The organism is Halomonas denitrificans (genome assembly GCA_019800895.1).
In the GTDB taxonomy this organism is placed as follows: domain Bacteria; phylum Pseudomonadota; class Gammaproteobacteria; order Xanthomonadales; family Wenzhouxiangellaceae.
The window spans coordinates 515792-541122 of sequence record JAHVKF010000002.1; the positions used below are offsets into that span (position 1 = coordinate 515792).

Below are 25331 nucleotides of genomic sequence, written 5' to 3' on the forward strand. Positions count from 1 at the left end.
CGGAGGTCAACGCATCTCCTGGAGCCGCTCCGGTTGCGGGACGGGCCGCGACTCCACGCGCCCGCTTTCCAGGATCGCCAATGCCTGTTCCGCGTCGCGCCTCAACGGGTCGTCGGCGGGAAGGTGGGCGCGACGGATGCCCACCGCTTCGTCGATCGCGCGGCGGGCCTCCTCGGCGCGGCCGGCGGCCGCCAGCGCGCGGCCGAGCCCCAGCAGGCTCCAGGCCAGATGGGGATGTCCCTCGGGCAGGCCCGCTCGCTGGATCTGCAGCGCCCGGCGATGCTCACGCTCGGCAGCGACCGGGTCGCCCTGGCGGAGCCGGAGCGTACCGATCTCGTTGTGTGCCACGGCCACCTGGAGATGGTCGTTACCGAGGGCCGCCATCAGATCGTCTCGCGCTCCGATAAGGAGATCTGCGGCAGACGCATGATCGCCGGACTCCCGCGTCGCGATGCCGAGATTGAGCTCGGCCTGTGCGATCCGGAAGTGCCCCGGTTCCAACCCGGCTCGCCGAACGGCCAGTGCTTCGGCAAGGAGGGACCGGGCCTCCTCGATCCCGCCGTAGTCCTTGAGCATCAGGCCGAGGTTGCTGAGCGTCTGTGCGAGGTCGGGATGACCGGGGGGCAGCAGGCTCCTGCGCATCGCAAGCGCCTCGCGAAACAGCGGTTCGGCCCGCTCGGGCCGGCCCTGAAGGTAGTGCATCAAGGCCAGGTTGCTGACGAGTGTTGCGGTTCGAGGACTTCCAAGGGTGAAGCCGGCCTCGGCGTCGGTCCGACGGCGCAATGGAATGGCCTCTTCCAGGGACGCGATCGCTTCGTCGAAGCGGCCGAGGCGGTACAGCGCGGATCCGTAATCGTTCAGGCGGTCGGCCAGCAGCGCGGCATCCTCCGCGTCCCGCGACCGGGTCAGCGCCAGGCCCTCTTCCAATAGCGAAATGGCTTCGCCGGGGTGGCCGGACTGGGCCAGGGTGCGGCCGAGGCCGGACAGCGCACGCGCTCTTCGATCGCGACTCCCGGGGCGGATCCGCTCGAGGATCTCCAGGTACCCCGCCTCGGCCTTTGCGAACGCGCCCGACAAGCGGTCGGTCTCGGCGCGTTCGATCATCAGGTCCAGCCGCTGATCATCCGAAACCGTATCAGCGGTCAGCGCCCGGTCCAGCAGCTGTCCGGCCCCTTCATAGTCTCCCAGGCGCTGGTAGGTACGACCGAGAATCGAAAGGAAGCGAGCCTGCACCGATGGTTCAAGCGACTCGGTGGCCAGCCCCTCGCGTCCGCGGTCGAGCAACTCCTTTGCCGTGAGGGCCTGGCCGGGCGAGCGGTCGGGATCGGCGCTGATGAAGACCTGCTCGAGGAAGGCCGCAAGTTGTCGTGCACTGTCGCGCTCGCGTTCGAAGCGCTCGGCCTGGAAGCGGGACACGACGCCGAAGCCGAGGACCAGAACCGCGACGGCGCACAGACCGGCCGTTGCCCAGGGGTGCCGCTGGACCCGCTTCAGGAAGCGATAGGCGACGCCACCCCCACACGCTGACACCGGTTCCTTGCTGCGCCATCGCCGCAGGTCTTCGGCGAACGCGCCGGCGCTTTCATAGCGGTGATCCGGCGCACCGGCCGTGGCCCGCGCCGCGATCCGCTCCAGTTCCCGCGTCCCTCGCGTCCGGCCCGGCTCGGTCGATTCGATCAGGTTCTCGAGCATCCGGCCCAGCGCGAACACGTCGCTGGCCGGTCGCGGGCGCCGCCCGTCACGAAGCTCGGGAGCGGCATAGGCCTCGGTCATGTAGCGAGCGCCCGACACCGGATCGGACCCGTCCAGCATGCGTGCAACGCCGAAATCGAGCAGGCGAACGCGGTCCTGCCCATCGACCATCACGTTGCCGGGCTTCAGGTCGCCGTGCACGACGAGATTGCGATGAGCGAAGGCAACCGCCTCGGCCAGCACTCGGAGCTGATCGACGCAGGCCTCGCGGTCGGCGGCATGCGCGCGGCACCAGTCATCGAAGCGTCGGCCTTCGATGTATTCCATCGCGATCCAGGGTTGGCCTTCCTCGTCCACGCCTGCATCCAGCAGGGGCGCGATGTTCGGGTGGGCCAGCTCCGCGAGCAGGTCGCGCTCCCTGCGAATCCGCTCCCTGGCCTCGCCCGCGAGCAGCCCCGGCGGCATCAGTTTCAGCGCAACGGGCCGCTTGAGCTCGCCGTCGGCCTTGCGGGCAAGGAACACCGCACCCATGCCGCCGGTCGCCAGAAGGCGTTCCAGCCGATAGGGCCCGACCCGCCGGCCGGGCGCCCAGGCGGCGTCCAGTTCGGCCGCCAGTCCACGACCCAGCGATCGCTCGAGACCGTCGAAGAATCGGCTCGCCTCCGCTTGCCGGTCCAGCAGCGCGCGCAGTCGCGCCGCGCGTTCGGGCTGCGTCGCGGCCATCCGGTCCAGCGTCGCATGACGTTCGGCGTCCGCCAGTTCTTGCAGTCGCTCGAGCGCATCGAGCAGTTCGCGCAGCGCCGAATCGTCCGGACCGTTGCTCATCCGTCCGGGGCCAATCGCTCGTGCAGCAGCGTGCAGGCCAGCGACCAGCGCCGCTTGATCGTCGCCGGGGACCGCTCCAGCAACGCCGACAGCTCCTCGACGGTCAGCCCGCCGAAGATCCGTAGGTGGACCAGCTCGCCCAGGTCGGAGTCGGCACGGCTCAAGGCATCCAGGGCCTCGTCCAGGGCCAGCAACTCTTCGCTGCGCTCGGACGAGACCAGCTCCAGCGCCGCATCCCCGACCCGCCGCAGGTGACCGCCGTGCCTCACCGCCTGCGCGCGGCGCGCGTTGTCGATCAGTACGCTGCGCATTGCACGCGCCGCGGTCCGGTAGAAGTGCAGCGGATGTTCGGGCTCGCTGCCCGATGCGTGGGTCAGGCGCTCGTAGGCCTCGTGCACGACGCTGGTCGTGCCGGGCCCTTCGGGGTTGTGGAACCGCCTGCGCTGGGAATGGGCCAGGGTGCGCAGCTCGTCGTACAGGCGGGGAAACCAGTCGGAGGTCCAGTCGATCGCGTCTTCCGGGGCCCCCTCCGGCGCCCCGTCGTTCGGATCTGAGCCGCTGCGCGCGGATTCCTCGTAATTGCTCATGAAAGGGGAGCCGTGTCGATCGTCGACGCGACGCGGCTCGGAGCCAGTGTGCCAAAGCCTCCGGTGCTTGTCACCGGGTCCGGCGTCCGAGGCCTGCGTGCCGCCGCCCCGTCAGGAATCTCGCGATCGACCCGGAGACCGAACATGACCGCCATCGCCCGACCGACAAGACCGCTGCTGCCCGTCCTCCTGGCCCTGCTGCATCTTCCCGCGCTGCACGCCGGCACCCTGGGCGAATCGTGGTTCGAGTACGCGCGCATCGCGATGAGCGGCCAGGAGGTCAATGCCAACTTCGGGACGTCGATCGCGATGACCGGAGAATGGGCGGTCGTCGGCGCGCCCTTCGACGACAACGGGCCACAGGACGTCGGCCGCATCGAATTCTGGCAACGCGTTCCGGGCCAGGGCACCTGGGTCCGGCGCGACATCGTCTACCCCCTCGGGGCCACCAGCACCGACCTCTTCGGCGAGGATGTGGATATCGACGGCGACTTCGCCGTGGCCACGGCCAGGGGCCTGGATTGGTTCGACGCCGAGTTCGCCGGCGCAGCGATCGTGCTCCAGCGCAGCGGATCGTCGTGGAGCGTGGACGGTCAGCTCGTCGATCCGGACGGCTTCGCAGAGTTCATGGGGTACGCCGACGACGTCGCCATCGGAGGCGACACGGTCGCCGTCGCGTACAACAGCGCAACCGGGGGTGGACTGCAGCGCGGCAAGGTCGACCTGTTCGTCAACGGCCCCGGCTGGGCGCATGTCCAGACCATTTACGGCACCGTCGACGGCCGGCGAATCCCCGACGACCTCGACATCGAAGGCGACACGCTGGTCTTCAGCGACGACTCGGCCAACGGCTTTCTCGGAGAGGTCTACGTCTATCAGAGAAGCGGCGGCACGTTCTCGCTGGCCCAGACCCTGGCCCCGCAGAGCCCGACCCCGGGTTCGTTCGGTTACGAGCTGGCGCTGAAGGGCGACCGCCTGGCCGTCATCGCGGTCGACTGGATCGAGATCTTCGAGCGGGTCGCCGGCACCTGGCAGCACCTGCAGAGCATCAACGTGCCGGGCATCCGCCTCGGCACGGCCAATTCGAACGGGGAAACGCTGGCGTTCAGCGGCGACCGGATCCATGCGATTCGCGACGGCACCGGCGACGTGCTGTCGTTCCTCTGGGACGGCAGCCAGTACCAGCCCGAGGCCGATATCGTCACGCCCAGCGAAGCCACGAACCTGGCCTCGGCGCTCGGCACCAGGCTGCTGGTCGGCCATCCGTTCGAAAGCAGCGGGCGCGGCCGGGTCGACGTCTACCAGTACGCGCTCAATACCGCCACGTCGATCGACGTCAGCCCCTCGCCGTCGGTCAGTGGCAGCTCGACGACCATCTCCGTGACCGTTGCCTCCGATAGTTTCACGCCGATGGGGCGCGTGTTCATCGAGCGCGACGACGGCGGCTTCCTGTGCACCATCGCACCGCTGCTCGGCGGTTCCGGTTCCTGTACCAGCCCGGTCGGACTGCCCGGCGACTACGAACTCGTCGCCCGCTACGATGCGGACCTCGGCTTCGTCGACAGCGTGTCCGCGCCCTTCCCGCACACGGTGCTGCCGGCCCCGACCACCACGACCATCACCTCGGACTCGCCCGATCCATCGCCGGGCGGCACGCCGATCGTCGTGACCTACTCCGTCGCCGCCGAAGAACAGCGCGGAAGCCACCCCGCCGGCGATCCCCCGCCGGTGCCCACGGGCAACGTGACCGTCGGCGACGGCGTCGACAGCTGCGTCGGTACCGTCGCGGACGGCCAGTGCACGATCGTGCTGAACACGCCCGGCAACCGCAACCTGGTCGCCAGCTACGAAGGCGACAGCCTGTTCGCCGCCAGCAGCTCCCCGCCGGAGCCCCATGCGGTGGTCATCGCTGCCGACCTGGCGATCGACAAGCGCCAGTGCAGCGGCCTGACTCGGCCCGAGGCCACACACCGGTTCCTGCTGCGGATCTCCAACAACGGCCCCAGTACCGCCGAGTCCACCGAGGTGGTCGACGAACTTCCGTTCGACATGGCCTTCGTGCAAGCCTCACCGGGCTGTAGCGAAACGGCCGGCGTCGTGACCTGCACGCTCGGCGACCTGGTAGCGGGAGAATCGGTCGAGCGGGTGATCGAAGTTCTGGTCTCGGCCGATCCGGAGCCGACCATGATCAACTCGGCCAGCGTCAGCAGCCTGATCGACGACCCGAGCCTCGGCAACAACAGCGACGTGACCGTGACCGTTCGCCTGGATGCGCTGCTGAGCGCGGACGGCTTCGAGTTCTGCGGCGAGTCGCCCTGACCGTTCGGAACAAGGCGCCTTTACTTCGGTGCGCGAGGCCTGCACCATCGATGCGTCGTCACGAACGGGGTTCAATGCATGCTGCGATCAGGAACCGATCTACCAGGAGGGCGGACTCTCGGAGCACGGTTGCTCGCCTCCGTGTTGCTGTTGCTGCTGGCTTCGGGCGCGCAGGGGCAGACCAGCGCCGCGGAGGGCTGCAGCACGGTTCGCGTGTATCCCTTCCCGCTCAATGCCGAGCGGCCGCTGACGGCACAGGTCCACCGGCTTTGCAACCAGTCGACCACGTTTCTCGAAACGGTGACCGCGCAGGTCACCGGCGAAACGATCCGGATCGGGACGACCTGCCGGTTCAGCCCGTTGCCGACGATCAGCTGCCAGATCGGCCAGGTGGAGATCGGGGCCCTGGACGCCGGGACCTACACGGTCGAGGTCGTCGACGAAGAAAGCAGCAACCTGCTGTTCAGCGATTCGCTGACCGTCGGTCGGGTGACGTCGGTGCCGACGCTGCCCGCGTCCGGGATGGCCGTGGCCGCGCTGGCGCTGCTCGCCTTCGGGCTGCTGGCCTTGCGCCGCGGTCAGGCCGGCCGCAGCCGCTTCTCGAACAGACGCTCGTAGCTCGGCACGCAGCAGGCCGCGACGTCGGCCGCTTCGCCGTCGAGACGCGGCGGTTCGGCCGGCGGCGGGCCGAAGCCCGTCGATCTCCACACCGCGTCGTACCAGTGCGGCGCCCACAGGCCGTCGGTCTCGCGCGGACCCTCGGGCCAGCGCAGCATGCGATTCGTGAACTCGATACCCAGCCGGTCGCACAACGCGCGAAGGTGGCCTTCCGGGTCGCGCAGGAACTCGCCGGAGTCGATGATCGGGGGGTCCTGGCCCAGCTCCTGGGTGACGAAGCGGTACAGCGCCCACTGCTGCGGGACGCCGATCGCCTCGTCGGACACCGTGTCGCGCTTGTTCAGGTACGACGCGACCACGGCCCGCGGATCGCGGATCAGGAAGGCGTGGGTGAAGCCGCCTAGCCATTCCGCGTCGAGCATCGGCGGCAGCAGGTGGTGGGTCATGTGCTTCTGGTACCAGACGGCCCGGCTGGCGGGCACCGGGCCCGCCAGCGTTCGCCAGACGACCCGCCAGTCGGTCTCCATCGCCTCGATGATCTCGTCGGCCATCGGGTGCGACTCGCCGCTGGCCTCCAGCCAGGCGCCGTAGAGCGGTTCGTCGGTCACGGCCGTGTCGGGCCGGTTCTCGAACGCGCGCATCATCGCCGTGGAGATGTTGCGCGGCCCGGACCACATGGCGATGCGGAGTGGGTTCTTCGCGGTCATCGGATCGCGTCCTCGCGGCGAGCCTCGACGATCAGATTTCCGTCGTCCCGGACTTGATCCGGGATCCAGCGACTCCGGCCTGCGTTGCTGAAAGTCACTGGGCCCCGGATCGGTGTCCGGGGCGACGGAATCGAGAGCTCGATCATCGCCCCGCGTCCACGACCCTTGGCGGACGCCGACTCCTCCGCCCTGTCGACCCGGGCTCGATCCGGGATCCAGCGACTCCGGCCTGCGATGCTGAAAGTCACTGGGCCCCGGCTCGGGCGCCGGGGCGACGGAATCGGAAGCTCGATCATCGTCCCGCGTCCACGACCCTTGGCGGACGCCGACTCCTCCGCCCTGTCGACCCGGGCTCGATCCGGGATCCAGTGACTCCGGCCTGCGATGCTGAAAGTCATTGGGCCGCGGCTCGGTGTCCGGGGCGACGGAATCGGAAGCTCGATCATCGTCCCGCGTCCACGACCCGTGGCGGACGACGACACCTCCACCCTGTCGTCCCGGGCTCGATCCGGGATCCAGCGACCTGGAATGTCGACCGTGAACGTCGCTGGGCCCCGGCTCGGGGGCCGGGACGACGGATCATGGAAATCGGTCATGCCGCTGCCTCCTTGTCCAACAACTCGGCATACAACTGCTGCAACCGCTCGGTCACCGGCCCCCGTTTCCCGCTGCCGATGGTGCGCCCATCGACGACGCCGACCGGCTTGAGCCCCGACAGCGTGCCGGTGACGAACGCCTCGTCGGCCGCGTAGACGTCGGTCAACGTGAAGGTGGTCGCGGCATGCGGAATGTCGTGAGCCGCGCACAGCTCGAGCACGTGACCACGGGTGATGCCGCCGAGGCAATAGCGACCGTCGGAGGTCATGACGGTGCCGTTCCTGACGATGAAGAAATGGGTGGAGTTGCAGGTCGCGACGAAACCGTCCGGGTCGAGCATCAGCGCCTCGTCGGCACCGGCCACCGCGCCCTGGATGCAGGCCAGGATGCAGTTCAGCTTGCTGTGGCTGTTGAGGCCCGGGTCCTGCACGTCCGGCGCGCCGCGTCGCACGTGCACGGTAAACAGGTCCAGCGGCGTCGTCCGTGCGGCCTCGGTCACGGGATGGTGGCCGGGGATGATCACCAGCGTCGGCCCGCCGGCCACCAGGCGCGGGTCCTGGTACGGCTCACGGCGCACGCCACGGGTCAGCATGATCCGCAGATGGGCATCGTCGACCAGGCCGTTTCCGGCGATCACCCGCTGCACCGCATCGACCAGCGCGCTTCGATCCGGAATCCCGGCCATGAACAGGGCCTTCGCGCCTTCCATCAGGCGGTCGATGTGCGCAGCCAGGAAGGCCGGCCGGCCGCCGACCACACGCACACCCTCCCAGACGCCGTCGCCGAGCACGAAGCCCGAGTCGAACACCGAGACCTTCGCCTCGTTCTCCGCCACGAGTTCGCCGTTGATCCAGATCCGGTAGCCGTCGTTCCGCGTCATCGCGCGCCCTCCCAGTCCCGTTCACGACGCGTCGAGTGTAGCCGGGATGACGGGCGGCGAGCGGCTGGGGCAGAATGGCGATCGGCCCCGTCCACGGAAATCCCGATGCCTCGCACGCTGCTGTCTGCCGCGCTCGTCCTCCTGTTCGTTTCGACTGCGATCGCCTCGCCCGGCGACCCCGGCCGCGCGGTGCTCGATCCGCGCGAGCGTCCCGCGGTCGAGAACGCCATCGTTGCCGATCGCCTGGCCAACCTCCTGCCGGAGCTGATGGCCGAAACCGCCATCGACCTCTGGCTGGTGCTGAACCGGGAATACGCCGAGGACCCGGTCTACTTCACGCTGGTGCCCCAGCCGAGCTTCGCCGCGCGGCGCACCACCATGCTGCTGTTCCACCGCCAGGACGACGGCAGCGTGCAGCCGATGACGGTCAACCGCTACCCGCTGGGGGAGCCGTATGAATCGAAGTGGTCCGGGGGCGACCTCGAGGCGCAGTGGCAGGCGCTCGGCGAGCTCATCGGCGAACTCGATCCCGAGCGGATCGGCATCAACGTCTCGAGCACCTGGCCGGAGGCCGACGGCCTGACCCACGGTCTTCACCGCAAGCTTGTCGCCGCGCTGCCCGATGGGTTCGAGGACCGGCTGGTCTCGGCCGAGGACCTGGTCGTGCGCTGGTTCGAGACCCGCACGAAGCAGGAACAGGATCTGTACGCGCACGTCGTCGGCCTGGCTCGCGGCGTGATCGCCGAGGCCTTTTCCAACCGCGTCATCACTCCGGGCGTGACCACGACCGACGACGTCGCCTGGTACATCCGTCAGCGCTACGAATCGATGGGCCTGCCGATCTGGTTCATGCCCTACGTCAACATCCAGCGGCGAGGCCAGGAGTGCACGGCAGAGTCAGCCTTCTGCGGCGTCGAGGGCACGATCCAGCGCGGCGACGTGCTGCACACGGACGTCGGCATCTGCTACCTGAAGCTGTGCACCGACACGCAGGAAATGGGCTACGTACTCCGCCTGGGCGAAGACGAGGTCCCGGACGACCTGAAGAAGGCGCTGGCCGAGGGCAACCGCTGGCAGGACCTGCTGACCGCCGAGTTCGAGGTCGGCCGCACCGGCAACGAGGTCCTGGCTGCGGCGCAGGCCGTGATGGACGACCAGCGCTGGGCCTACAACGTCTATACCCATCCGATCGGCTTCGTCGGCCACGGCCCGGGCGCGACGATCGGCATGTGGGACCTGCCCGGTGCGGTGCCGAACACCGGCGACTGGCCGCTCTACGCGAACACCGGTTTCTCGATCGAAGGCAACATCGCGCTGCCCCTCGAGCGATGGGACGGCCAGCACGTGCAGATCAAGCTCGAGCAGACTTCGATCTTCGACGGCGAGCGGGTGATCTACGCGGCCGGGCGCCAGACCGAGTGGCACGTGGTCCGCTAGGACGCATCCTGGGCCCGGGCCGCACCGCGTGACGGACGACGACCGCTGGTTCGAGGTCGACGGCCGCCGCTGGCGCCGCACCGACCCCGCCATCCCGGATTCGCTCGAACAGGAACTGGTCGCCGAGTTGATGGCGGCCCGGCGCGCGGTCAAGTCGGCGAAGGACCGCAGCGATGAATCCTCGTTGCGCGACGCCCGGGCGCGCGTCCAGGACGCCAAGGTCGCGCTCGGCGAACGGGGCGCTCCATGGTGGGAACCGCGCGAGGAGGAGGCGCTGCGCGAACGCCTGTCGGCAGCCATTCGAACCCTGCTTCGGAAGCGCGGCGACGACAAGACCATCTGTCCGTCGGATGCCGCGCGAATTGCCGGCGGGGAGGAATGGCGCGACTGGATGCGACTGGCGCACGACGTGGCGTGGCGGCTTGCCGACGAGGGGTGGCTCGACGTGCTCCAGGACGGCGAACGCGTCTCCGCGCCGCCGCCGGGCCCGATTCGCTTGAAACGTCGCGACTGAACGGCTGCCCGCCGATTCGCCCTAGATCTCGATGTGCGTGCCGATGATCTCCTCCGGCGTGCAGATCGAGCCGCGGGCATTGGTCTGGTCGAAATACTCGTACCAGCCGATCGACTCGATGTCCTGTTCGAACATTCGCGCAAGCTTCTCGTCGGGCATGCGAAACACGGACACGAAGACATGATCCGACTTCATCGGCGTGTCTTCGTCGACCGTCGCCATCGCCAGCGTTTCGATACCCATCTCCTCATGCTTCTCGATCAGCGGCATCATTCGCTCGAAGAATGCCCGGCGGTCGTCCTTCGACAGATCGAGCCAGGCCTGCTTCGGCGTCCAGTGCTCGACATAGATGTACATGCTCAAAACTCAAGGTTGAAAGAAAATCGGTTCGTCAGGTCTCGCCATGATGGCCGGACGCTGCAGATCGTCGATTCTCGATCAGCACTTGATGTCGATGATCGCCTCGGCGAAACCGCCCCGGCCGTCGCTGATCCGGTAGCGGACCTGCAGCGGTGCGCCGCTCCAGTTGGTCGGCTCGAACCGCACCCGGTTGTCCTCGGTCACGGTGAAGGTGCCGACGTCCGCACCCGGCAGGTCCAGCAGCTCGACGATGCTCAGCGGATCCCCGTCCGGGTCGCTGTCGTTGGCCAGCACGTCGATGACCACGACGCTGTTGCGGTCGGTGAGGACGAAATCATCGCTGGCGACCGGCGGCGTGTTCGGCGTCGCGGGCGTGACCGTGACCGAGACTTCACCCGTGACTTCGGCGCCGCCGGCGTCGCGCACCGTGTAGGTGAACGAATCGGTGCCCGTAAAGCCGGCATCGGACGCGTAGCGAACGCTGTCGCCGACGATGCTGGTGGTGCCGCCGCTGGCCGATGACACGGAGACCAGTTCGAGTTCATCGCCGTTCGGGTCCGAATCGTTGGCCAGCACGTCGATCAGCACCGGCACGCCGGACACGGTCTCGGCGCTGTCGGACTGCGCAACCGGCGCATCGTTGGCGACGCTGACGGTGACCGTGGCGGTCGCCGTATCGGTGCCGTCGCTCACCGTGTAGGTGAAGCTGTCTTCGCCCTGGAAGCCTTCCGCCGGCGTGTAGGTCAGGAACTCGCCGCTGTTGACCACCGAGCCGGAGGCGGGCTGGGTGACGCTGGTGATGCTCAGCGCATCGCCGTCGGGATCGTCGTCGTTGGCCAGCACGTCGATGAACACGCCTTCGCCGTTGCGGGCGGCCACGGCAACGTCGTTCTCGGCGACCGGTGCCCGGTTCAGGAACTCGCGATCGCCGAGGCTCACTGTGGTGCTGGTGCGCTCGAAGCGGTACACATCGACGGTGCGCTTGTGCTGCGCCGGGTTGCGCAGCGCGCGGAGAACCCAGGCCGGCACCTCCTGCACTTCTTGCTCACGGACCACGACGGCTTCGGCGATCTCCACCGGCTCCGGATCGACGACGACCGTTTCTTCGGTCTCGACGACCCGAACGAAGCGGACGTCCACGCGGCGATTCATCTCTCGGTTGTCTTCGGATGTGTTCGGCACGAGCGGCTCGGTCTCGCCGCGCCCGTCGATCACGATCGCTTCGGGGTCGACGCCGAGCGCGACCAGTTCACGCTTGACCGCTTCCGCGCGCCGCATCGACAGGCCCATGTTGTAGGCCGCGGGCCCGAGGTCGCAGGTATGGCCGACGACGCTGACGCGGCCGAGAATCGGGCCGCTGGTGATCAGGTCGGCGACGCTCTGCAGGCGTGCGCGCGAATCCTCGCGCACGTCGTCGCTGTCGAGCGGGAAGAATGCATCGGCTTCCATGTCGACGTTGCTGCGGACCACGCGGGTGGTGGTCTCGGGCGGTGCATTCCGCACAGGCGCTTCGACCGTCGCCGCAGCGGCCACGGCGCCCGCGCCGGCAGGCGTTCTCGGCCGGTAGCTTCGTCCGAACGCATAGCGCCAGATCAGTGTGGCCCGGGTGTCCGAGTCGTCGATCTCGAAATCGCCGGACTTCTCGTAGTGCTCGACCGACAGGGCGAGGCTGTGGCCGGTGCCAGTGAAGAACTTCTCGGCCGTGCCGGACAGCGTGACCTGGTCCGAATCGAAGTCGCCCCATTCGTAGTCCAGGCCGCCCTGCAGGCGGAGATTCGGCGCATCGAAGAAGCGGCCCACGCGCGCACCGACGCCGTAGTCGTAGGCCTGCTCGAAGGTCTCGGTCAGCACGTTGGTGGTCTGCAGCTGGCGGAACGGCCGGCCGTCCGGATCGGTGCCGGTCACGAACTCCTCGAACAGCTGGCTGAAGTCGTCGACCCGGCGCTCGTCCGTCAACCCGAACGAGAACTGGGTCGACCAGAAGACGTTCTCCTTCTCGTGGCCCACGCCCAGGCTGAGCTTGCGGTCGTCCCAGCGGTTCTGGTCGGCGGCCACGTACAGCTTCCAGACGCCGGGCAGGTCGTCCTGCATCGCCGGGTCGCCGTCGCCGGGCAGCCAGTGGTAGTTGAGTTTCAGGCCACCGGCCTTGTCCTGGAACCACCCTTCGGCCAGCCACGCGTCGCGCTCGCCCATGGCCAGCACGCCGAGCAGCTCGGCCACCACGTCGCCTTCATCGGACATCCCGAGACCGAGCCGCCAGTCGTCGCCGGTGTAGTCGACGCGAGCGCTGCCGTCGCTGCCGGACACGTTGACCGACTGCTGGGCATGGGCCACACCGCTCGGGGCGGCAAACGAAACCACGATCGCACCGACCAGCGCGAAGAGAAGCGGATGACGACGCATGAGGAACCCCTTTCATTGAACCCGACTGACGGACCGCTATTGTCGCTCGCCAACCGGTCCACGACAACAGGCTCCCGAAGCGGCCCGGAATGATGATCGCGTCGACGCTGTGCGGCTAAGCTGGCGACCGATACCGGCGATGCTCCGACTCCATGCCCCTGGCGAGCAACCTGACCCTTCCCTGCGGCCTGACCGCCCCCAACCGGATCGCCAAGGCCGCGATGACCGAAGGCCTGGCCGAGGTGGTCGACGGCACCGCCGGCGTCGCCGGGGAGCGCATCGCGCGCTGCTACCGGACCTGGGCCGAGGGCGGCGCCGGTCTACTGATCACCGGCAACATCATGGTCGATCGCCGCTACCGCGAGCGGCCGGCAAACGTCGTCGTCGACGGCCCGCAGGACGTACGGCAGCGCGCCGGCCTGGAACGCTTTTCCGACGCAGCGAAGGCCGGCGGCGGCCTGGCCATCGCGCAGATTTCTCACGCCGGCCGCCAGTCGCCGAAGTCGATCGCGCCCGAACCGGTCGGCCCGTCCGCGGTCCGGGTCAAACTGCCCGGCGGCCTGTTCGCTACCCCGCGGGCGCTCGACGACGGCGAGATCCTCGACGTCATCGATCGCTTCGCGACCACCGCGTCCGAACTCTGCCGCGCCGGCTTCGACGGCGTGCAGGTCCATTCGGCCCACGGCTACCTGCTGTCGGAATTCCTGAACCCGCGCGTCAACCGCCGCGACGACCGCTGGGGCGGCTCGCTGGAGAACCGCGCACGATTGCTGATCGAGACCGTGCGCGCGGTCCGCGACGCGATCGGCCCGGACAAGGCGCTGTCGATCAAGCTCAACTCCTCCGATTTCCAGAAGGGCGGGTTCTCCTTCGAGGACTGCCAGCAGGTGGTCGGCCTCCTGCACGGCGAAGGCGTGGACCTGCTGGAGATTTCCGGCGGCAACTACGAACAGCCGAGAATGATGGGCATGGACGGCCTCGAGCCGGTGTTCGACGAGGGCGTGCGGGCGTCGACCCGGGCCCGCGAGGCCTACTTCATGGCCTACGCGGAGAAGATCCTGGAAACGGCGCGTATGCCGATCATGGTGACCGGCGGCTTCCGCACGCGTGCCGCGATGGACGAGGCCCTGGACACCGGCGTGGCGATGATCGGCATGGCCCGGCCGCTCTGCGCCGACCCGGACGCGCCACGCCGATTGCTGGCCGGCGAGATCGAGGCACTGCCGGCACGCGAGGCCTCGCTGCGATTGGGACCGGGCTGGCTCGGCCCCCAGTCACCGATCGACACCATCAAGGCCGCGAACGGTTTCGGCGCGATGGCCTTTTACTACCGCAACATCCTGCGTCTCGGCGATGGCGAAGCCACGAAACCCCGAATGAACCTGTTCGCCGCCCTCGTCAAGCACCAGCTGCAGGAAACGAAGGACGCGAAACGCTTCGTTTGAGGAAAAAGCGCTCTTCCGTCCGCCTTGCCAATCGCCGCGCGCGCGCTCAGGATGGAGACTGGACCGAGCGGAAGCGCAACGATGGCCTATATCGATGGATACGTGATTCCGGTACCGACCGCGAAAAAGGCGGAGTACCTGGAGCTGGCCGAACTTTCGGCCGAAGTCTTCCGGGAGCATGGCGCACTGAGCGTCGTCGAGAACTGGGGCGACGACATTCCGGACGGCAAGCACACCTCGTTCCCGATGGCCGTCCAGTGCAAGGACGACGAAACCGTCGTGTTCTCCTGGGTGGTCTGGCCTTCGAAGGCGGCGCGCGACAAGGGCCTGAAGAGCTCGATGGACGACCCGCGCTTCGCCGACATGGGTCCTGAAGCCATGCCCTTCGACGGCAAGCGAATGATCTTCGGCGGCTTCGAAACCCTCATCGAACGCTGAGCTACGAGCGATGCCGGGCGCCCGCCCGGCCCGGGACGTTCGGCCTCAGCGCTGCCCGACCGCCTTCTCGTACAAGCCGGGGAAGCGGCCCCCGGCGTCGCACTCCCGCTTCAGGGCGTCGTAGGCCTCGCGATCGTGGATGTCCCAGAACGTGGCTTCGTCGTAGGTGCTGCGCGAGTACAGGCTCTTCCTGCCACCGTGCTTCGCGACCAGGGTCTCGACACGTGCGTTGTAGAAGCCGTCGGGTTCGCGAGAGCGGACCATGTCCCAGAAGCCGAAGTTGACGTAGGCCGTGTCGGTGCGAAGAGGGAACAGCGAGAAGTCGTCGTTCGGAGCACCGTCGTTCGGCACGTCGCCCTTCGGCACGACGAACGGGCAGATCCAGACGGGACGAATGCCGATTTCGGCCTCGAAGTCGGCAAGGAACGCCGCGGCGTTGCCGATCGGGATGTCGACGTCCTGGATCACCGACTCGGTGCGTGGACGAAGGCGGGAAACGAGCGACAGCGGAAAGCGGTGGCTGGCCCGCATGATCCTCTGGTAGGTCACGCTGTTCAGCCGCTTGCGGCCGAGCAACAGCCGGACCGGCGCAAGGTGGGCACCCACGTTCCGGCTGCACCAGAACCAGTCCGTATCCCATCGCCACAGGTAGTCGTGGACGGTCAGCAGGTCTTTGCGCCGCGACCGCAGGCTCTTCCAGTACGGCTTCATCCACGTGTAGTCGCTGGGCGACGCCCCGGCCGGCGGCGCCTCGACGAAGCGCGCGCGGCTCAGCACGAAGTCCCCGGGGCCGAAATACACCCCCTCGAGATAGTCGCAGGTGGGCGTTGCGCACTCCCGTCCGATCGCTTCGAACAGACGATCGGGGTCGTCGAACTTTTCGTAGTCCAGCTGCACGAAGGGCCGGACCGGGATCAGGTCGAGCCGGACCCGCGTCGCGTAGCCCAGGCTGCCGTAGGAATTCGGGAAGCCGCGGAACAGCTCGTCTCGCTGGTCGGGCCCGCAGGTCAGCACCCGGCCGTCGGCGACCAGCACGTCGATCTCGCGCACCGTATGGTGGACCAGGCCGAAACGGAACGCGCTGGACTCGATGCCAACGCCCGTGACCGCACCGCCGACCGTGATGCTCTTCAGCTCCGGCACGATCGCCGGCGCGAGTCCGTGCGGCAGCGTGGCGTCGACCAGGTCGGCGTAGGTCGTCATGCCCTCGACCTCGGCGGTCCGCTCGTCGGGATCGACCGCCAGGACGTGGTTCAGGGACCCCACGTCGAGCGCCGTGAACTCGCCATCCTCGCGCGTCCGGAACAGGTTGCTGGTGCGCTTCTTCAGGCGCACCGGGTCGGACGACCCTGCGAGCGCGTCGGCCAGCGCGGCGACGCGCGCCCGATGGCGGCTGAGGTCCCGGTCGCTCAACGGACCGGCACGTAGCGGGCGATGTCGCCGTGGCTGAGCACCAGCTGCCAGAGCTGCAGGCCGCGCGCGCGAAAGGCCCCGGCGCAGCTGTACAGGTAGTAGCGCCACATCCGGTCGAAGCGTTCGTCCAGCCCTTCGCTCACCTTCAGTTCGGGCCACGCGTCGACGTAGTTCGCCGCCCAGCCCATCAGCGTCCGGTCGTAGTCCGGGCCGAAGTTGTGCCAGTCCTCGAGGACCAGCAGACCTTCCTTGGCGCGGGTCAGCTGGGCCTCGGACGGGATCACGCCGCCAGGGAAGATGTACTTGCTGATCCAGCGGTCGGCGGACCGGCGGCTGACGTTGCCGCCGATCGTGTGGACCAGCGCCAGCCCCTCGGGCTTCATGCAGTGCCGGACCAGGTCGAAGAAGCCCCGGTAGTTCTTCGGCCCGACGTGCTCCATCAGGCCGACGCTCACCACGCGATCGAAGGTCTCGCCGGCGCGGGCCGCATCGCGGTAGTCCCGTCGGCGGATTTCGACCGGCAGGCCCTCGCAGCGCGCCCGGCCGAACTCGACCTGGCGCCGGCTGATGTTGTAGCTGACCACCTCGCAACCGCGATCGGCGGCCAGGTAGCGAGCCAGCTCGCCGAAGCCGCCGCCGAGTTCGAGCACGCGCATGCCGGCCTCGAGGTGGAGCTTGTCGGCGACCAGTCGAAGCTTGGCCCGCTGGGCATCGTCGAGGGAAAGTGCTGCGCTGTCGCGGTCCGGCGCACTGCCGTAGTAGGCGCAGGTGTACTGCATCGTCGGGCCGAGCATCGCCTCGTACAGCCGGTTCGACAGGTCGTAGTGCTGCTCGGCGACGCGCCGCGAGCGGCGGCGGCTCTGCAGGTTGCCGATCCGGCCGAGCACCACGTGCACCAGCAGCGACGGCGTGCGCAGCGATCGATCGGCGCCGACGGAGATCAGGCGAGCGAAGAAGCCGTCGAGGCGCTCGGCGTCCCACCAGCCGTCCATGTAGGCCTCGCCGGCGCCGAGCGTGCCTTCGGCCAGCACCCGCTTGAACAGACGGTCGTCGTGGACCCGGAGGTCCCAGGGCCGGTCGCCGCCGATCTCGATGTCGGCGGCGCGAAGCAGGCGTTCGACGGTCTGGCGTGCGGACATGACGACGTGGAGGCTCCCGATCGCGACCGGCCGCGCGACATGCCGGCGTCGCCGGCGGCTCGGTGAGGAGCACAGTAAACGGCCGGTCTCGCCGAGGTCAAGACCGGGTCCGCACTCGAACAAACGAAGAGTTCCGGCCCCTGCCCGAGCGCGCCGCGGCAGGCGGCTCGAGGATCGGTCCCGTCCGGAACGCGCCCGCTGCCGACCCCGCGTGCGTCCTCGCTGATACGAAATGCCGGACGGGCCCGCTTACACAGGCGAGTCGAACAGAAAACCGTCGAGCGGGTGCGCCGGCCGGGAACGATCGGCCGGATCGGCCACGAAGATTCCGTGGCGCACACACCACGACGTCACGACAGCCGAGGAATCCGATGACCGAATCCAGAACCCGTGTGGCCGCGATGGCGCTGCTCATCGTCCTGACCACCGCCCTGACCACGGCCCTGACCACCGTGGCCACCCTTGCAGAAGCCGGCGCAGTCCGTGGCGACCCCTCCGACCTGCTGTTCACCGACTCCTTCGAGTCGCCGATTTCGGACATGCGGCTCGCGAAGTCCGCGTCGGTCGATGAGATCGAGGTCGAGCAGGCCTTCCAGTACGTACTGAGCGTCGACAACCTCGGGCCGGACGACGCGACCGACCTGGACCTGGCGGACACGCTCCCGGCCGGGGTCGACGTCACCGCGCTTGCCGCCGACGCCCCGCTCCTGTGTTCGTCCGGCCCCGGGACCGTGACCTGCACCGCCGACGTGCTTCCGCTCGGGTCCTACACGGTGACCATCGACGTGGTCGCGCCCGACACCGCCGGCGCGATCGTGAACTCGGCCACCCTGAGCGTGAGCAGCGCGGACCCCAGCCCGGTCGGCACGGTCAGCGACGGCGGCGTCCAGGTGCTGTCGCCCCCGCCGCCGGGCGAGGGTCCCCAGGTGCTGCCACCGCCCGTGCACCCGGGGCAGATCAGCCCCGTACGCGACACCGCCGCGAGCTGGACCACCGGGAGCAATCCGCCGCAGACCGGCGTGACGCCGGGGGCGCTGGACGAGCGCCGGGCGAGCCTGCGCACCGGTCGGGTCGTCGATCGTGCCGGCGCGCCGATCGAGGGCGTCGTGGTCCGGGCGCTGAATGCACCGGATCTCGGCCAGACGCAGACCGACGCGAACGGCTACTACACGTTCGCGTTCAACGCCGGCGGCGCCACGGTCCTCGACTTCCAGTCACCGGACCGCCTGCCCGTCCAGCGCCGGTTCACCAGCGCGTGGAACGAATGGGGCCGGCTCGAGGACATCGTGATGACCGGCATCGACGTGGCGTCCCAGACCACGTCGCCGGTGCCGGGAGCCGGGCACTGGCACGACGCATCGACCGAAACCGACAGCGACGGCAGCCGGACCGGTCGGCTCTACCTGCGGCCGGGCACGGAACTCGCCGCACGCCTTCCCGACGATTCGCTCGTCCCGCTCGGCGGAACCCTGAATCTCTCGGTGACCGAATACACGGTCGGCCCGAGCGGTCCCGCTGCCATGCCGGGCCTGCTCCCGGACTCCTCCGGCTACACCTACGCCGCCGAAGTCCGCGTCGCCGAAGCCGAGGCCCTCGGCGCCGCGCGCGTGGAGCTCAGCGTCCCGGCCGTCCTGTATCTCGACGACTTCATCGGTTTCGGCCCCGGGGCACCCGTGCCGGTCGGCGTCTACGACCGACAGATCGGCGCCTGGCGGGCGAGCGAGAACGGCTTTGTCCTGACCGTGCTCGGCATCAATGGAGGCGAGGCCGAGATCGACCTGACCGGCGACGGCCTGCCGGCCTCGCCCGCCGAACTCGACGCGGTCGGGATCGATGCGGGCGAGCGTACGCAGCTCGCCGACCTGGTCGTCGCCGACTACGCCGGCGGGCCGGTCGACCTCTGGCGCGCCGAACTGCCGCATTTTTCGCCATGGGATCTGAACTGGCCGCTCGGCCCGCCGGACGACGCCGTCCCGCCGCCGTCCCTGTCGCCCGATCGGCCGGCCGACAACACGACGCCCGATCCCGACCCACCGACGGACCCCGGCTTCGGCCGCATCGTGATCGAGACCCGGGCCCTGATCGAGCAGGTGCCGATTGCCGGTACGCCCTTCCAGCTGGTCCATTCCAGCCGGCGCCAGCCCGGCCGGGTCGCGGTGGTCGACGTACCGGTCATCGGCGAGGGCGTGCCCGCCGGCCTGCTGTCCGCGCGCGTCGAACTGAACGTGGCCGGCCGCCGCCTGGTCGCCGAGTTCGACGGTGCGGACCTGACCGCCGGCTTGCGCGCGGAGCTGGTCTGGGACGGCAAGGACGTGTTCGGCCGTTCGCTGAACGGCGCCCAGCCGGCCACCGTGTCCGTGACCTACCGCTACCCCGGCCGCTTCGGCTTCGGCCCCGCGGGTCGAAGCTTCGGCCTGCCGGCGGTGGAGGAACCTCCGTTCTTCGTCAGCGCGCGGCGACCGGCCGAACTGACGACGGACACCCGCTTGACGGTCGATGCCGGCGGCGTCGATGCCGCCGGCGTCGGCCTGGGCGGTTGGGTGCTCGATGCCCACCACGCCTACGATCCGGTCGCGGGCGTGCTGGAGCGCGGCGACGGCCAGGTCCGCCGGGTCCCGCCGTCGGGCCGCACCGTGTCCTTCGTCGCCGGCTGCGACCCGGCGATCGGCCCCTGCGAGCAGGATACGAGCGCCGCGCAGGCGCTGTTCTCCGACGCGCGGCTGTTCGCCGTCGGTCCCGACGGCGCGATCTACGTCGCCGATTCCGGGGGAACGATCGGCGCGCGCCGGGTCCGGCGCATCGACCCGCTGACCGGCACGGTCGAGACGGTCGCCGGACGGCTCGACGGCCCCGGCGGCGGCGTGCCGGGGTGCACGGGGCCGACCGACCCCTGCGGCGACGGCGGTGCGGCCACCGATGCCTGGATGGAACTCACCGCCCTCGTGATCGCGCCGGACGGCGCCCTGCTGCTGGGCGACGCCGGCGTGACCAACCGAATCCGCCGGGTCGATCCGGCCACCGGGGTCATCGAGTCGATCGTGGGCAACGGGCAGGTCTGCCCCCAGGACCAGCCCTGCGGCGACGGGGGGCCCGCGACGCAGGCGGCCCTGGGTGGCGAGCTGGTCAAGGGCGAGCTGTTCTCCGCGATCCGCTTCGGCGTGGCCGCCGATGGAACCCTGTTCCTCGAACACGGCTTCGGCAACCGCATTCGACGCGTCGGTCCGGACGGCACGATCCACACCGTGCTCGGCGTCCAGGCGCCGGGCTGGACGAACGACTGCAGCGTCGTCATCATCCCGAGCGCGCCGGGCGGCCGAACGATCGACCTGGAGGCGGTCCGCGAGTGCCCGGGCATCTTCGAGTCCAGCAACGACCTGGTCGTGACGCCGGAAGGTGCGGTGATCTGGACCACGGAGAACGCCAACGTCGAGTACGGCGTCGTCCGATTGAGCCCGCTCGGCGAGCTGACCATCGTGGCGGGCTTCGGCAGCGGCTACATCGGCGCCCCCGGCGCCGGTCTCGGCGACGGCGGCATCGCCGTGAGCGCGCCGATGAACTTCGGTGGACCGGTCCTCGCTCCCGACGGATCCATCCTGGTCGGTGCCGTGCCCAACTGGCAGGGCGCCGGCCGCGTGCGCCGGATCACCCCGGACGGACTCATCGGCAGCGTCATCGGCTACGGCGGCAACGGCCCCGCCGGCATCGAGCTCGGCGGCGTCGCGCTGATCCAGCCGCTGGTGGACGGCTTCGCCCTCCCCGCAGTGGCGCCGGACGGCACGGTCCACCTGCTGGTCAAGCTGCCCGGCGGCACCGACAGCTACCGGGTCGTCCGCCTCGATCCGCCGCTGCCGGGCCTCGGCCTGGGCCAGGGCGAGCTCGCCGTGGCCGACCCGACCGGTCGGCTGCTCGACGTCTTCGACCAGCGCGGCCGGCATCTCCGCGTGGTGTCGGCGCTGACGGGCGAAACGCTTCGAAGCTTCGTCCACAACGCCGAAGGACGCCTCGACTCGGTCGTCGACCACACGTCGGCAGGCACCACGCTCGTCACCCGGGTCGAGCGTGACGCCGGCGGCGCACCGTCGGCCATCGTCGGGCCGTACGGACACCGCACCGAGCTCGCCGTCGACGGCAACGGCCACCTGTCGGCGATCACCGACCCGGACGGCGCGACGACGACGGTCGTGGCACGCGCGGACGGGCTGCTCCAGTCGATCACCGGGCCGCGGACGGGCGTCGATCCGGCGGTCGATACGACCTACAGCTTCGCCTGGACCGCCACCGGTGAACTCGCGTCGGCCACGGATCCGATCGGCGGCGTGACCTCGCTGACGCGCACTGTCGACAACGGGGTCACGCGAACGACGCGGACCGGGCCCGACGGCCTGAGCACCGAGATCGCCCGCCAGGGCCTCTTCGGCGGGGCCGTTCGCCGGACCGCCCTGGACGCCATGGGCAACACCACCGTGGTCGAGGAGCTCGCCGACGGCCGCCAGCGCCGGATCGACGCGGACGGAACGATCACGACCTGGCGCCTGGCGCCGGACCCGCGCTTCGGCATGAGTGCACCGGTCGTCGAGCGCGTCGAGACCGACACCCCGGATCCCGGTCGCGATCCCCTGATCGCCACCAGCACGCGCGAAGTCGCGCTGGACGCCGGCGGCGACCTGCAGAGCCAGACCGAAACCGTGACCGTCGGCGAAGGCCCCGCGGCGCGGACCACGGTCTCGACCTTCGATGCAGCGCTGCGAACCTGGACCGTATCGACGCCGACCGGTCGGACCAGCAGCCGCACGCTGGATGCCTGGGCCCGCGAGATCGCCGTCGAGCGGCGTTCGGATGCGCCCGTGACCTGGATCCGCGATGGCGAAGGACGCATCACCGCGCAGACCCGCGGCGCGGGCCCGAACGCTCGCACCACCACCTTCACCTACGACGGCCCTTACGCGGTCGCCTGGACGGATGCCGTCGGCCGCACCACGACCGTGACACGCGACGCGCACGGACGGGTGCTGTCGATCACCCGACCGGACGGCGAAATCGAAGTCACCGATCGCGACGCCCATGGCAACCTGGTCACGGTGGTCGCCCCCGACGCCGTGGTCGACAAGACCCACCTCCAGGACTTCGATCCGCGCGACGAGCTGGTTGCCTACGGCGACCCGGATGGCGGCACCACGGTCTTCAGCCGCTCTCCACGCGGCCATGTCGACGGCGTGGACCGGCCCGACGGGACCCTGCTGGACTTCCTGCTGACGGCCGGCCGCCTCGATGCGCGCCAGCAGCCCGGCCTGGGCGCCGTGTCGTGGAGCTACACCGGCTCGCGGCTGTCCGGCGGCACCGCAGATGCCATCAGCGCGCTGGCCTGGGACGGCCGCTTGCTGGTCAGCGAGGCCTGGACCGACCTGTTCGCCGCCGGCGACGGACAGGCGACCGTCACGCGCGAGTACGACGAGACCTTCCGGCCGATCGGGGAGACGATCGACGGCGTGACCGTCGCGTTCGCCTACGACGGGGACGACCTGCTCGTGCAGGCCGGCGCTCAATCCATCGTCCGCGATCCGCAGACCGGCCTGGCGCTCTCGCGCACCGTCGATGACGTGACCGTCTCCCACGATTACGACGACTTCGGCGCGCTGGTCGGTGTGACCGCGACGCACGACACGCTGGGCATCCTGTACGACCTGGTCGTGGCCCGCGACGATGTCGGTCGGGTGATCCAGCGCATCGAGACGATCGACGGCCAGACCACGACCTGGGACTACGCCTACGACGCGATCGGCCGCCTGGCCGAGGTCGTCGAGACCCCGTCGGGCCAGGCGGCCCGGCTGCGGACCTACCAGTACGACGAGAACGGCAACCTGGTCGTCGGCCCGGCCGGGATCGCGACCTCGACCGCGGGCGATCGCCTGCTCGGTTACGGGGGGCGCGTGTTCCACCACGACGCGGCCGGCGACCTCGAGTCGATCGACGCCGGCGGTGCGGTCACGCTGTTCGACTACGACGCCGCGGGTCGACTGCTCGGCGTCGATCTGCCCGACGGCACGGACATCGACTACCGTCACGACGCCGCCGATCGCCGCGTCGCGCGGATCGTCGACGGGGTCGCCGAGGCCGGCTGGATCTACGGCCCGGGACCGTCACCGGTCGCGCGGCTCGATCCGGCCGACGATTCGGTCGTCACCCGCTTCGTCTACGGCGAGAAGGCGGCGACGCCCGACTACCTGGTCCACCAGGGGGTCCGGCACATCGTGGTCTGGGACGAGCGGGGCACACCGCGACTGGTCGTCGACAGCCTCACCGGCACGATCGTCGAACGTCTGGATACGGACGAACTGGGCGCGGCCGTCGGCACCTCGCCGTGGACCCTCGTGCCCCTCGGCTATCGCGGCGGTCTGCTCGAGCCGGCAACCGGGCTGGTGCGCTTCGGCGCGCGCGACTACGACCCGAGCCTCGGGCGCTTCACCACGCGCGATCCGATCCTGTTCCGCGGCGGCCAGACCAATCTCTACCTGTTCGCTGCCGGCGACCCGGTGAACCTCGCCGATCCGACCGGCTTCGGGCCGGCGTCCGGAGGCGGCGGCGGAGAACCGCCCGCATGTTCCGGTGACGGTCCTTCGACGGAAGGCCGCGGCCTGGCCGCCAGCGGCGCGCTCGGTCCGGTCGGCGTCGGCGCCAGCGCGGGAATCGCCGGCGACGGCACGCGGCCGGCTCTCCAGATCAACTTCAGCGCGGGCGTCGGCCCGTCGAGCGTCGGGCAGGTGTTCGCCGGCACCTACTACAGCGAAACGCAGGGCGAACTCTCCTCCGGCCTGGGCTTCAGCGACTCCATCGGCGCGACCGGCGCCTACTTCGTCGGCGGCGGCCTCGAGCGCACCGTCGACACCGCCGGCAACACGGGCACGGTGTCCTATTCCGGTGTCGGCATGGGCGCGGAGGCGCACCTGAACGTCAATGCCACGATCACCGTCACCGGGCCGGAGTACGACCCCCAGCCCGGACTGCAGAGCGACATTGCCGCCGGGGGCTTCCACGTGCCGGGAGGCTGCAAGCTCTGAGACGATCGGCTGCGGCGGGGCCGGCCTCCTGCGCCGCCGCAGCGCCGGGCGCTGGCGCGAACATCACGGTCGCCGTGTTCCCATCGACGCTCTCGCACTCGAAAGGAGCGTCATGGCGCACGTACTGGTCATCGGTGGCAGCAGCGGCATCGGTCTCGAAACGGTCAAGCTCGCGCTGGACAAGGGACATCGCGTGCGCGCCTTCGCGCGGTCGGCCTCGGGCATCGACCTCGAGCACGAACGGCTCGAGAAATTCGACGGCGACGCACTGGACGCATCGTCGGTGAAGAAGGCACTGGACGGCGTCGATGCCGTGGTCGTGGCGCTGGGCATCAAGCTCGGTCCCGGCACGGTGTTCGGCGGCACGGACCTGTTCTCGAAGGCCACGGAGATCCTGCTGCCGGCGATGAAGGCCGGCGGCGTCGACCGGCTCCTGGCAGTGACCGGCTACGGCGCAGGCGACAGCGGCGAGACCATGAACCCGGTGAGCCGGCTCGGCTTCAACGCCGTGTTCGCCCGGATCTACGCCGACAAGTCGAAGCAGGAGGCCATGATCAGGGACAGCGACCTGGACTGGACCATCGCCCGACCCGTGGTGCTGACCGGTGGATCGTCGATCGACTACACCGTCCGGACCGACCCGAAGGAGTTCGGCATGGGCATCATCTCGCGCGCCAGCGTGGCCGATTTCCTCGTCAAGGCCATCGAAGACGGAACGTACTTCCGCGAAGCACCCGTGCTGAACTGATCACGTGTTCGAGCGCGCCTCGCGCAGAGGCCGGCTCGATCGGTCGTTCGGGCGAGCCTCCGCACTGGACCCGACGATCGGGATCGCCTGTTGGCGCTCCCCGTCGATGGCGCTCGGGGTAGGCTTGGGGTCCACCCAGGCACGGCTTCGACCT

Annotated in this window: 16 protein-coding genes; 8 read left to right on the top strand and 8 right to left on the bottom strand. The window is 69.6% G+C overall.

What is annotated here, in order from left to right:
• Nucleotides 1-6 precede the first annotated feature (6 nt).
• Together KUV67_06400 and KUV67_06405 are read right to left on the bottom strand one after the other, a co-directional pair.
• Complete coding sequence (locus tag KUV67_06400) at nucleotides 7-2517, bottom strand: serine/threonine-protein kinase (GenBank protein MBY6204504.1); 2511 nt, start codon at nucleotides 2515-2517, stop codon at nucleotides 7-9.
• Complete coding sequence (locus tag KUV67_06405; GenBank protein ID MBY6204505.1) at nucleotides 2514-3104, bottom strand: hypothetical protein; 591 nt, start codon at nucleotides 3102-3104, stop codon at nucleotides 2514-2516. Before KUV67_06405 ends, KUV67_06400 begins: the two co-directional genes overlap by 4 nt.
• Before the next feature lie 144 nt (nucleotides 3105-3248).
• Here KUV67_06405 and KUV67_06410 point away from each other — a divergent pair, with 144 nt between their 5' ends.
• Together KUV67_06410 and KUV67_06415 are read left to right on the top strand one after the other, a co-directional pair.
• Nucleotides 3249-5423 (top strand): DUF11 domain-containing protein, encoded by a 2175-nt coding sequence (locus tag KUV67_06410; protein MBY6204506.1) that lies wholly within the window; start codon nucleotides 3249-3251, stop codon nucleotides 5421-5423.
• Nucleotides 5424-5564: 141 nt separating this feature from the next.
• Complete coding sequence (locus KUV67_06415) at nucleotides 5565-6041, top strand: hypothetical protein (GenBank protein MBY6204507.1); 477 nt, start codon at nucleotides 5565-5567, stop codon at nucleotides 6039-6041.
• On the opposite strand, the gene KUV67_06420 is transcribed toward KUV67_06415, so the two are convergent.
• Together KUV67_06420 and KUV67_06425 are read right to left on the bottom strand one after the other, a co-directional pair.
• Entirely contained in the window at nucleotides 6002-6748 is a 747-nt protein-coding gene (locus KUV67_06420) for a sulfotransferase (protein ID MBY6204508.1), read from the bottom strand. The genes KUV67_06415 and KUV67_06420 overlap by 40 nt on opposite strands.
• 592 nt (nucleotides 6749-7340) lie before the next feature.
• Nucleotides 7341-8225, bottom strand: a complete 885-nt coding sequence (locus KUV67_06425) for an aminotransferase class IV (GenBank protein MBY6204509.1) — start codon at nucleotides 8223-8225, stop codon at nucleotides 7341-7343.
• 105 nt (nucleotides 8226-8330) lie between these two features.
• Here KUV67_06425 and KUV67_06430 point away from each other — a divergent pair, with 105 nt between their 5' ends.
• Both KUV67_06430 and KUV67_06435 read left to right on the top strand, forming a co-directional pair.
• On the top strand, nucleotides 8331-9662 hold the full coding sequence (locus KUV67_06430; GenBank protein ID MBY6204510.1) for an aminopeptidase P family protein: 1332 nt from the start codon (nucleotides 8331-8333) through the stop codon (nucleotides 9660-9662).
• A 28-nt stretch (nucleotides 9663-9690) separates the two neighbouring features.
• Nucleotides 9691-10176 (top strand): DUF3253 domain-containing protein, encoded by a 486-nt coding sequence (locus tag KUV67_06435; protein MBY6204511.1) that lies wholly within the window; start codon nucleotides 9691-9693, stop codon nucleotides 10174-10176.
• Between the two features lie 21 nt (nucleotides 10177-10197).
• On the opposite strand, the gene KUV67_06440 is transcribed toward KUV67_06435, so the two are convergent.
• Both KUV67_06440 and KUV67_06445 read right to left on the bottom strand, forming a co-directional pair.
• The gene (locus KUV67_06440) at nucleotides 10198-10533 is read right to left on the bottom strand and encodes a hypothetical protein (protein ID MBY6204512.1); all 336 of its coding nucleotides are present in this window, start codon (nucleotides 10531-10533) and stop codon (nucleotides 10198-10200) included.
• Between the two features lie 81 nt (nucleotides 10534-10614).
• Entirely contained in the window at nucleotides 10615-12939 is a 2325-nt protein-coding gene (locus tag KUV67_06445) for a tandem-95 repeat protein (protein ID MBY6204513.1), read from the bottom strand.
• A 152-nt stretch (nucleotides 12940-13091) separates the two neighbouring features.
• Here KUV67_06445 and KUV67_06450 point away from each other — a divergent pair, with 152 nt between their 5' ends.
• Nucleotides 13092-14384, top strand: a complete 1293-nt coding sequence (locus tag KUV67_06450) for an NADH:flavin oxidoreductase/NADH oxidase family protein (GenBank protein MBY6204514.1) — start codon at nucleotides 13092-13094, stop codon at nucleotides 14382-14384.
• Nucleotides 14385-14465: 81 nt separating this feature from the next.
• Complete coding sequence (locus KUV67_06455) at nucleotides 14466-14822, top strand: DUF1428 domain-containing protein (protein MBY6204515.1); 357 nt, start codon at nucleotides 14466-14468, stop codon at nucleotides 14820-14822.
• A gap of 45 nt (nucleotides 14823-14867) precedes the next feature.
• On the opposite strand, the gene KUV67_06460 is transcribed toward KUV67_06455, so the two are convergent.
• Both KUV67_06460 and cfa read right to left on the bottom strand, forming a co-directional pair.
• Nucleotides 14868-16235, bottom strand: coding sequence for an FAD-binding oxidoreductase (locus tag KUV67_06460; GenBank protein ID MBY6204516.1), 1368 nt, complete (start codon nucleotides 16233-16235; stop codon nucleotides 14868-14870).
• Nucleotides 16232-17374 carry a cyclopropane fatty acyl phospholipid synthase gene (cfa, locus tag KUV67_06465; protein MBY6204517.1) on the bottom strand — a complete coding sequence of 381 codons (1143 nt, stop codon included), beginning with the start codon at nucleotides 17372-17374 and terminating at the stop codon, nucleotides 16232-16234. Before cfa ends, KUV67_06460 begins: the two co-directional genes overlap by 4 nt.
• Before the next feature lie 371 nt (nucleotides 17375-17745).
• Between cfa and KUV67_06470 the strand changes: the two genes are divergently transcribed.
• Nucleotides 17746-24429, top strand: coding sequence for a hypothetical protein (locus KUV67_06470; GenBank protein MBY6204518.1), 6684 nt, complete (start codon nucleotides 17746-17748; stop codon nucleotides 24427-24429).
• A 112-nt stretch (nucleotides 24430-24541) separates the two neighbouring features.
• The gene (locus tag KUV67_06475; GenBank protein ID MBY6204519.1) at nucleotides 24542-25177 is read left to right on the top strand and encodes an NAD(P)H-binding protein; all 636 of its coding nucleotides are present in this window, start codon (nucleotides 24542-24544) and stop codon (nucleotides 25175-25177) included.
• Nucleotides 25178-25331 lie beyond the last annotated feature (154 nt).

What these genes read in the sequence shown, in the direction of transcription:
- KUV67_06420 (MBY6204508.1), bottom strand. Translation starts at nt 6,748, where the DNA reads ATGACCGCGAAGAACCCACTCCGCATCGCCATGTGGTCCGGGCCGCGC.
- KUV67_06440 (MBY6204512.1), bottom strand. Translation starts at nt 10,533, where the DNA reads ATGTACATCTATGTCGAGCACTGGACGCCGAAGCAGGCCTGGCTCGAT.
- cfa (MBY6204517.1), bottom strand. Translation starts at nt 17,374, where the DNA reads ATGTCCGCACGCCAGACCGTCGAACGCCTGCTTCGCGCCGCCGACATC.
- KUV67_06445 (MBY6204513.1), bottom strand. Translation starts at nt 12,939, where the DNA reads ATGCGTCGTCATCCGCTTCTCTTCGCGCTGGTCGGTGCGATCGTGGTT.
- KUV67_06475 (MBY6204519.1), top strand. Translation starts at nt 24,542, where the DNA reads ATGGCGCACGTACTGGTCATCGGTGGCAGCAGCGGCATCGGTCTCGAA.
- KUV67_06430 (MBY6204510.1), top strand. Translation starts at nt 8,331, where the DNA reads ATGCCTCGCACGCTGCTGTCTGCCGCGCTCGTCCTCCTGTTCGTTTCG.
- KUV67_06425 (MBY6204509.1), bottom strand. Translation starts at nt 8,225, where the DNA reads ATGACGCGGAACGACGGCTACCGGATCTGGATCAACGGCGAACTCGTG.
- KUV67_06455 (MBY6204515.1), top strand. Translation starts at nt 14,466, where the DNA reads ATGGCCTATATCGATGGATACGTGATTCCGGTACCGACCGCGAAAAAG.
- KUV67_06410 (MBY6204506.1), top strand. Translation starts at nt 3,249, where the DNA reads ATGACCGCCATCGCCCGACCGACAAGACCGCTGCTGCCCGTCCTCCTG.
- KUV67_06400 (MBY6204504.1), bottom strand. Translation starts at nt 2,517, where the DNA reads ATGAGCAACGGTCCGGACGATTCGGCGCTGCGCGAACTGCTCGATGCG.
- KUV67_06470 (MBY6204518.1), top strand. Translation starts at nt 17,746, where the DNA reads ATGACCGAATCCAGAACCCGTGTGGCCGCGATGGCGCTGCTCATCGTC.
- KUV67_06405 (MBY6204505.1), bottom strand. Translation starts at nt 3,104, where the DNA reads ATGAGCAATTACGAGGAATCCGCGCGCAGCGGCTCAGATCCGAACGAC.
- KUV67_06450 (MBY6204514.1), top strand. Translation starts at nt 13,092, where the DNA reads ATGCCCCTGGCGAGCAACCTGACCCTTCCCTGCGGCCTGACCGCCCCC.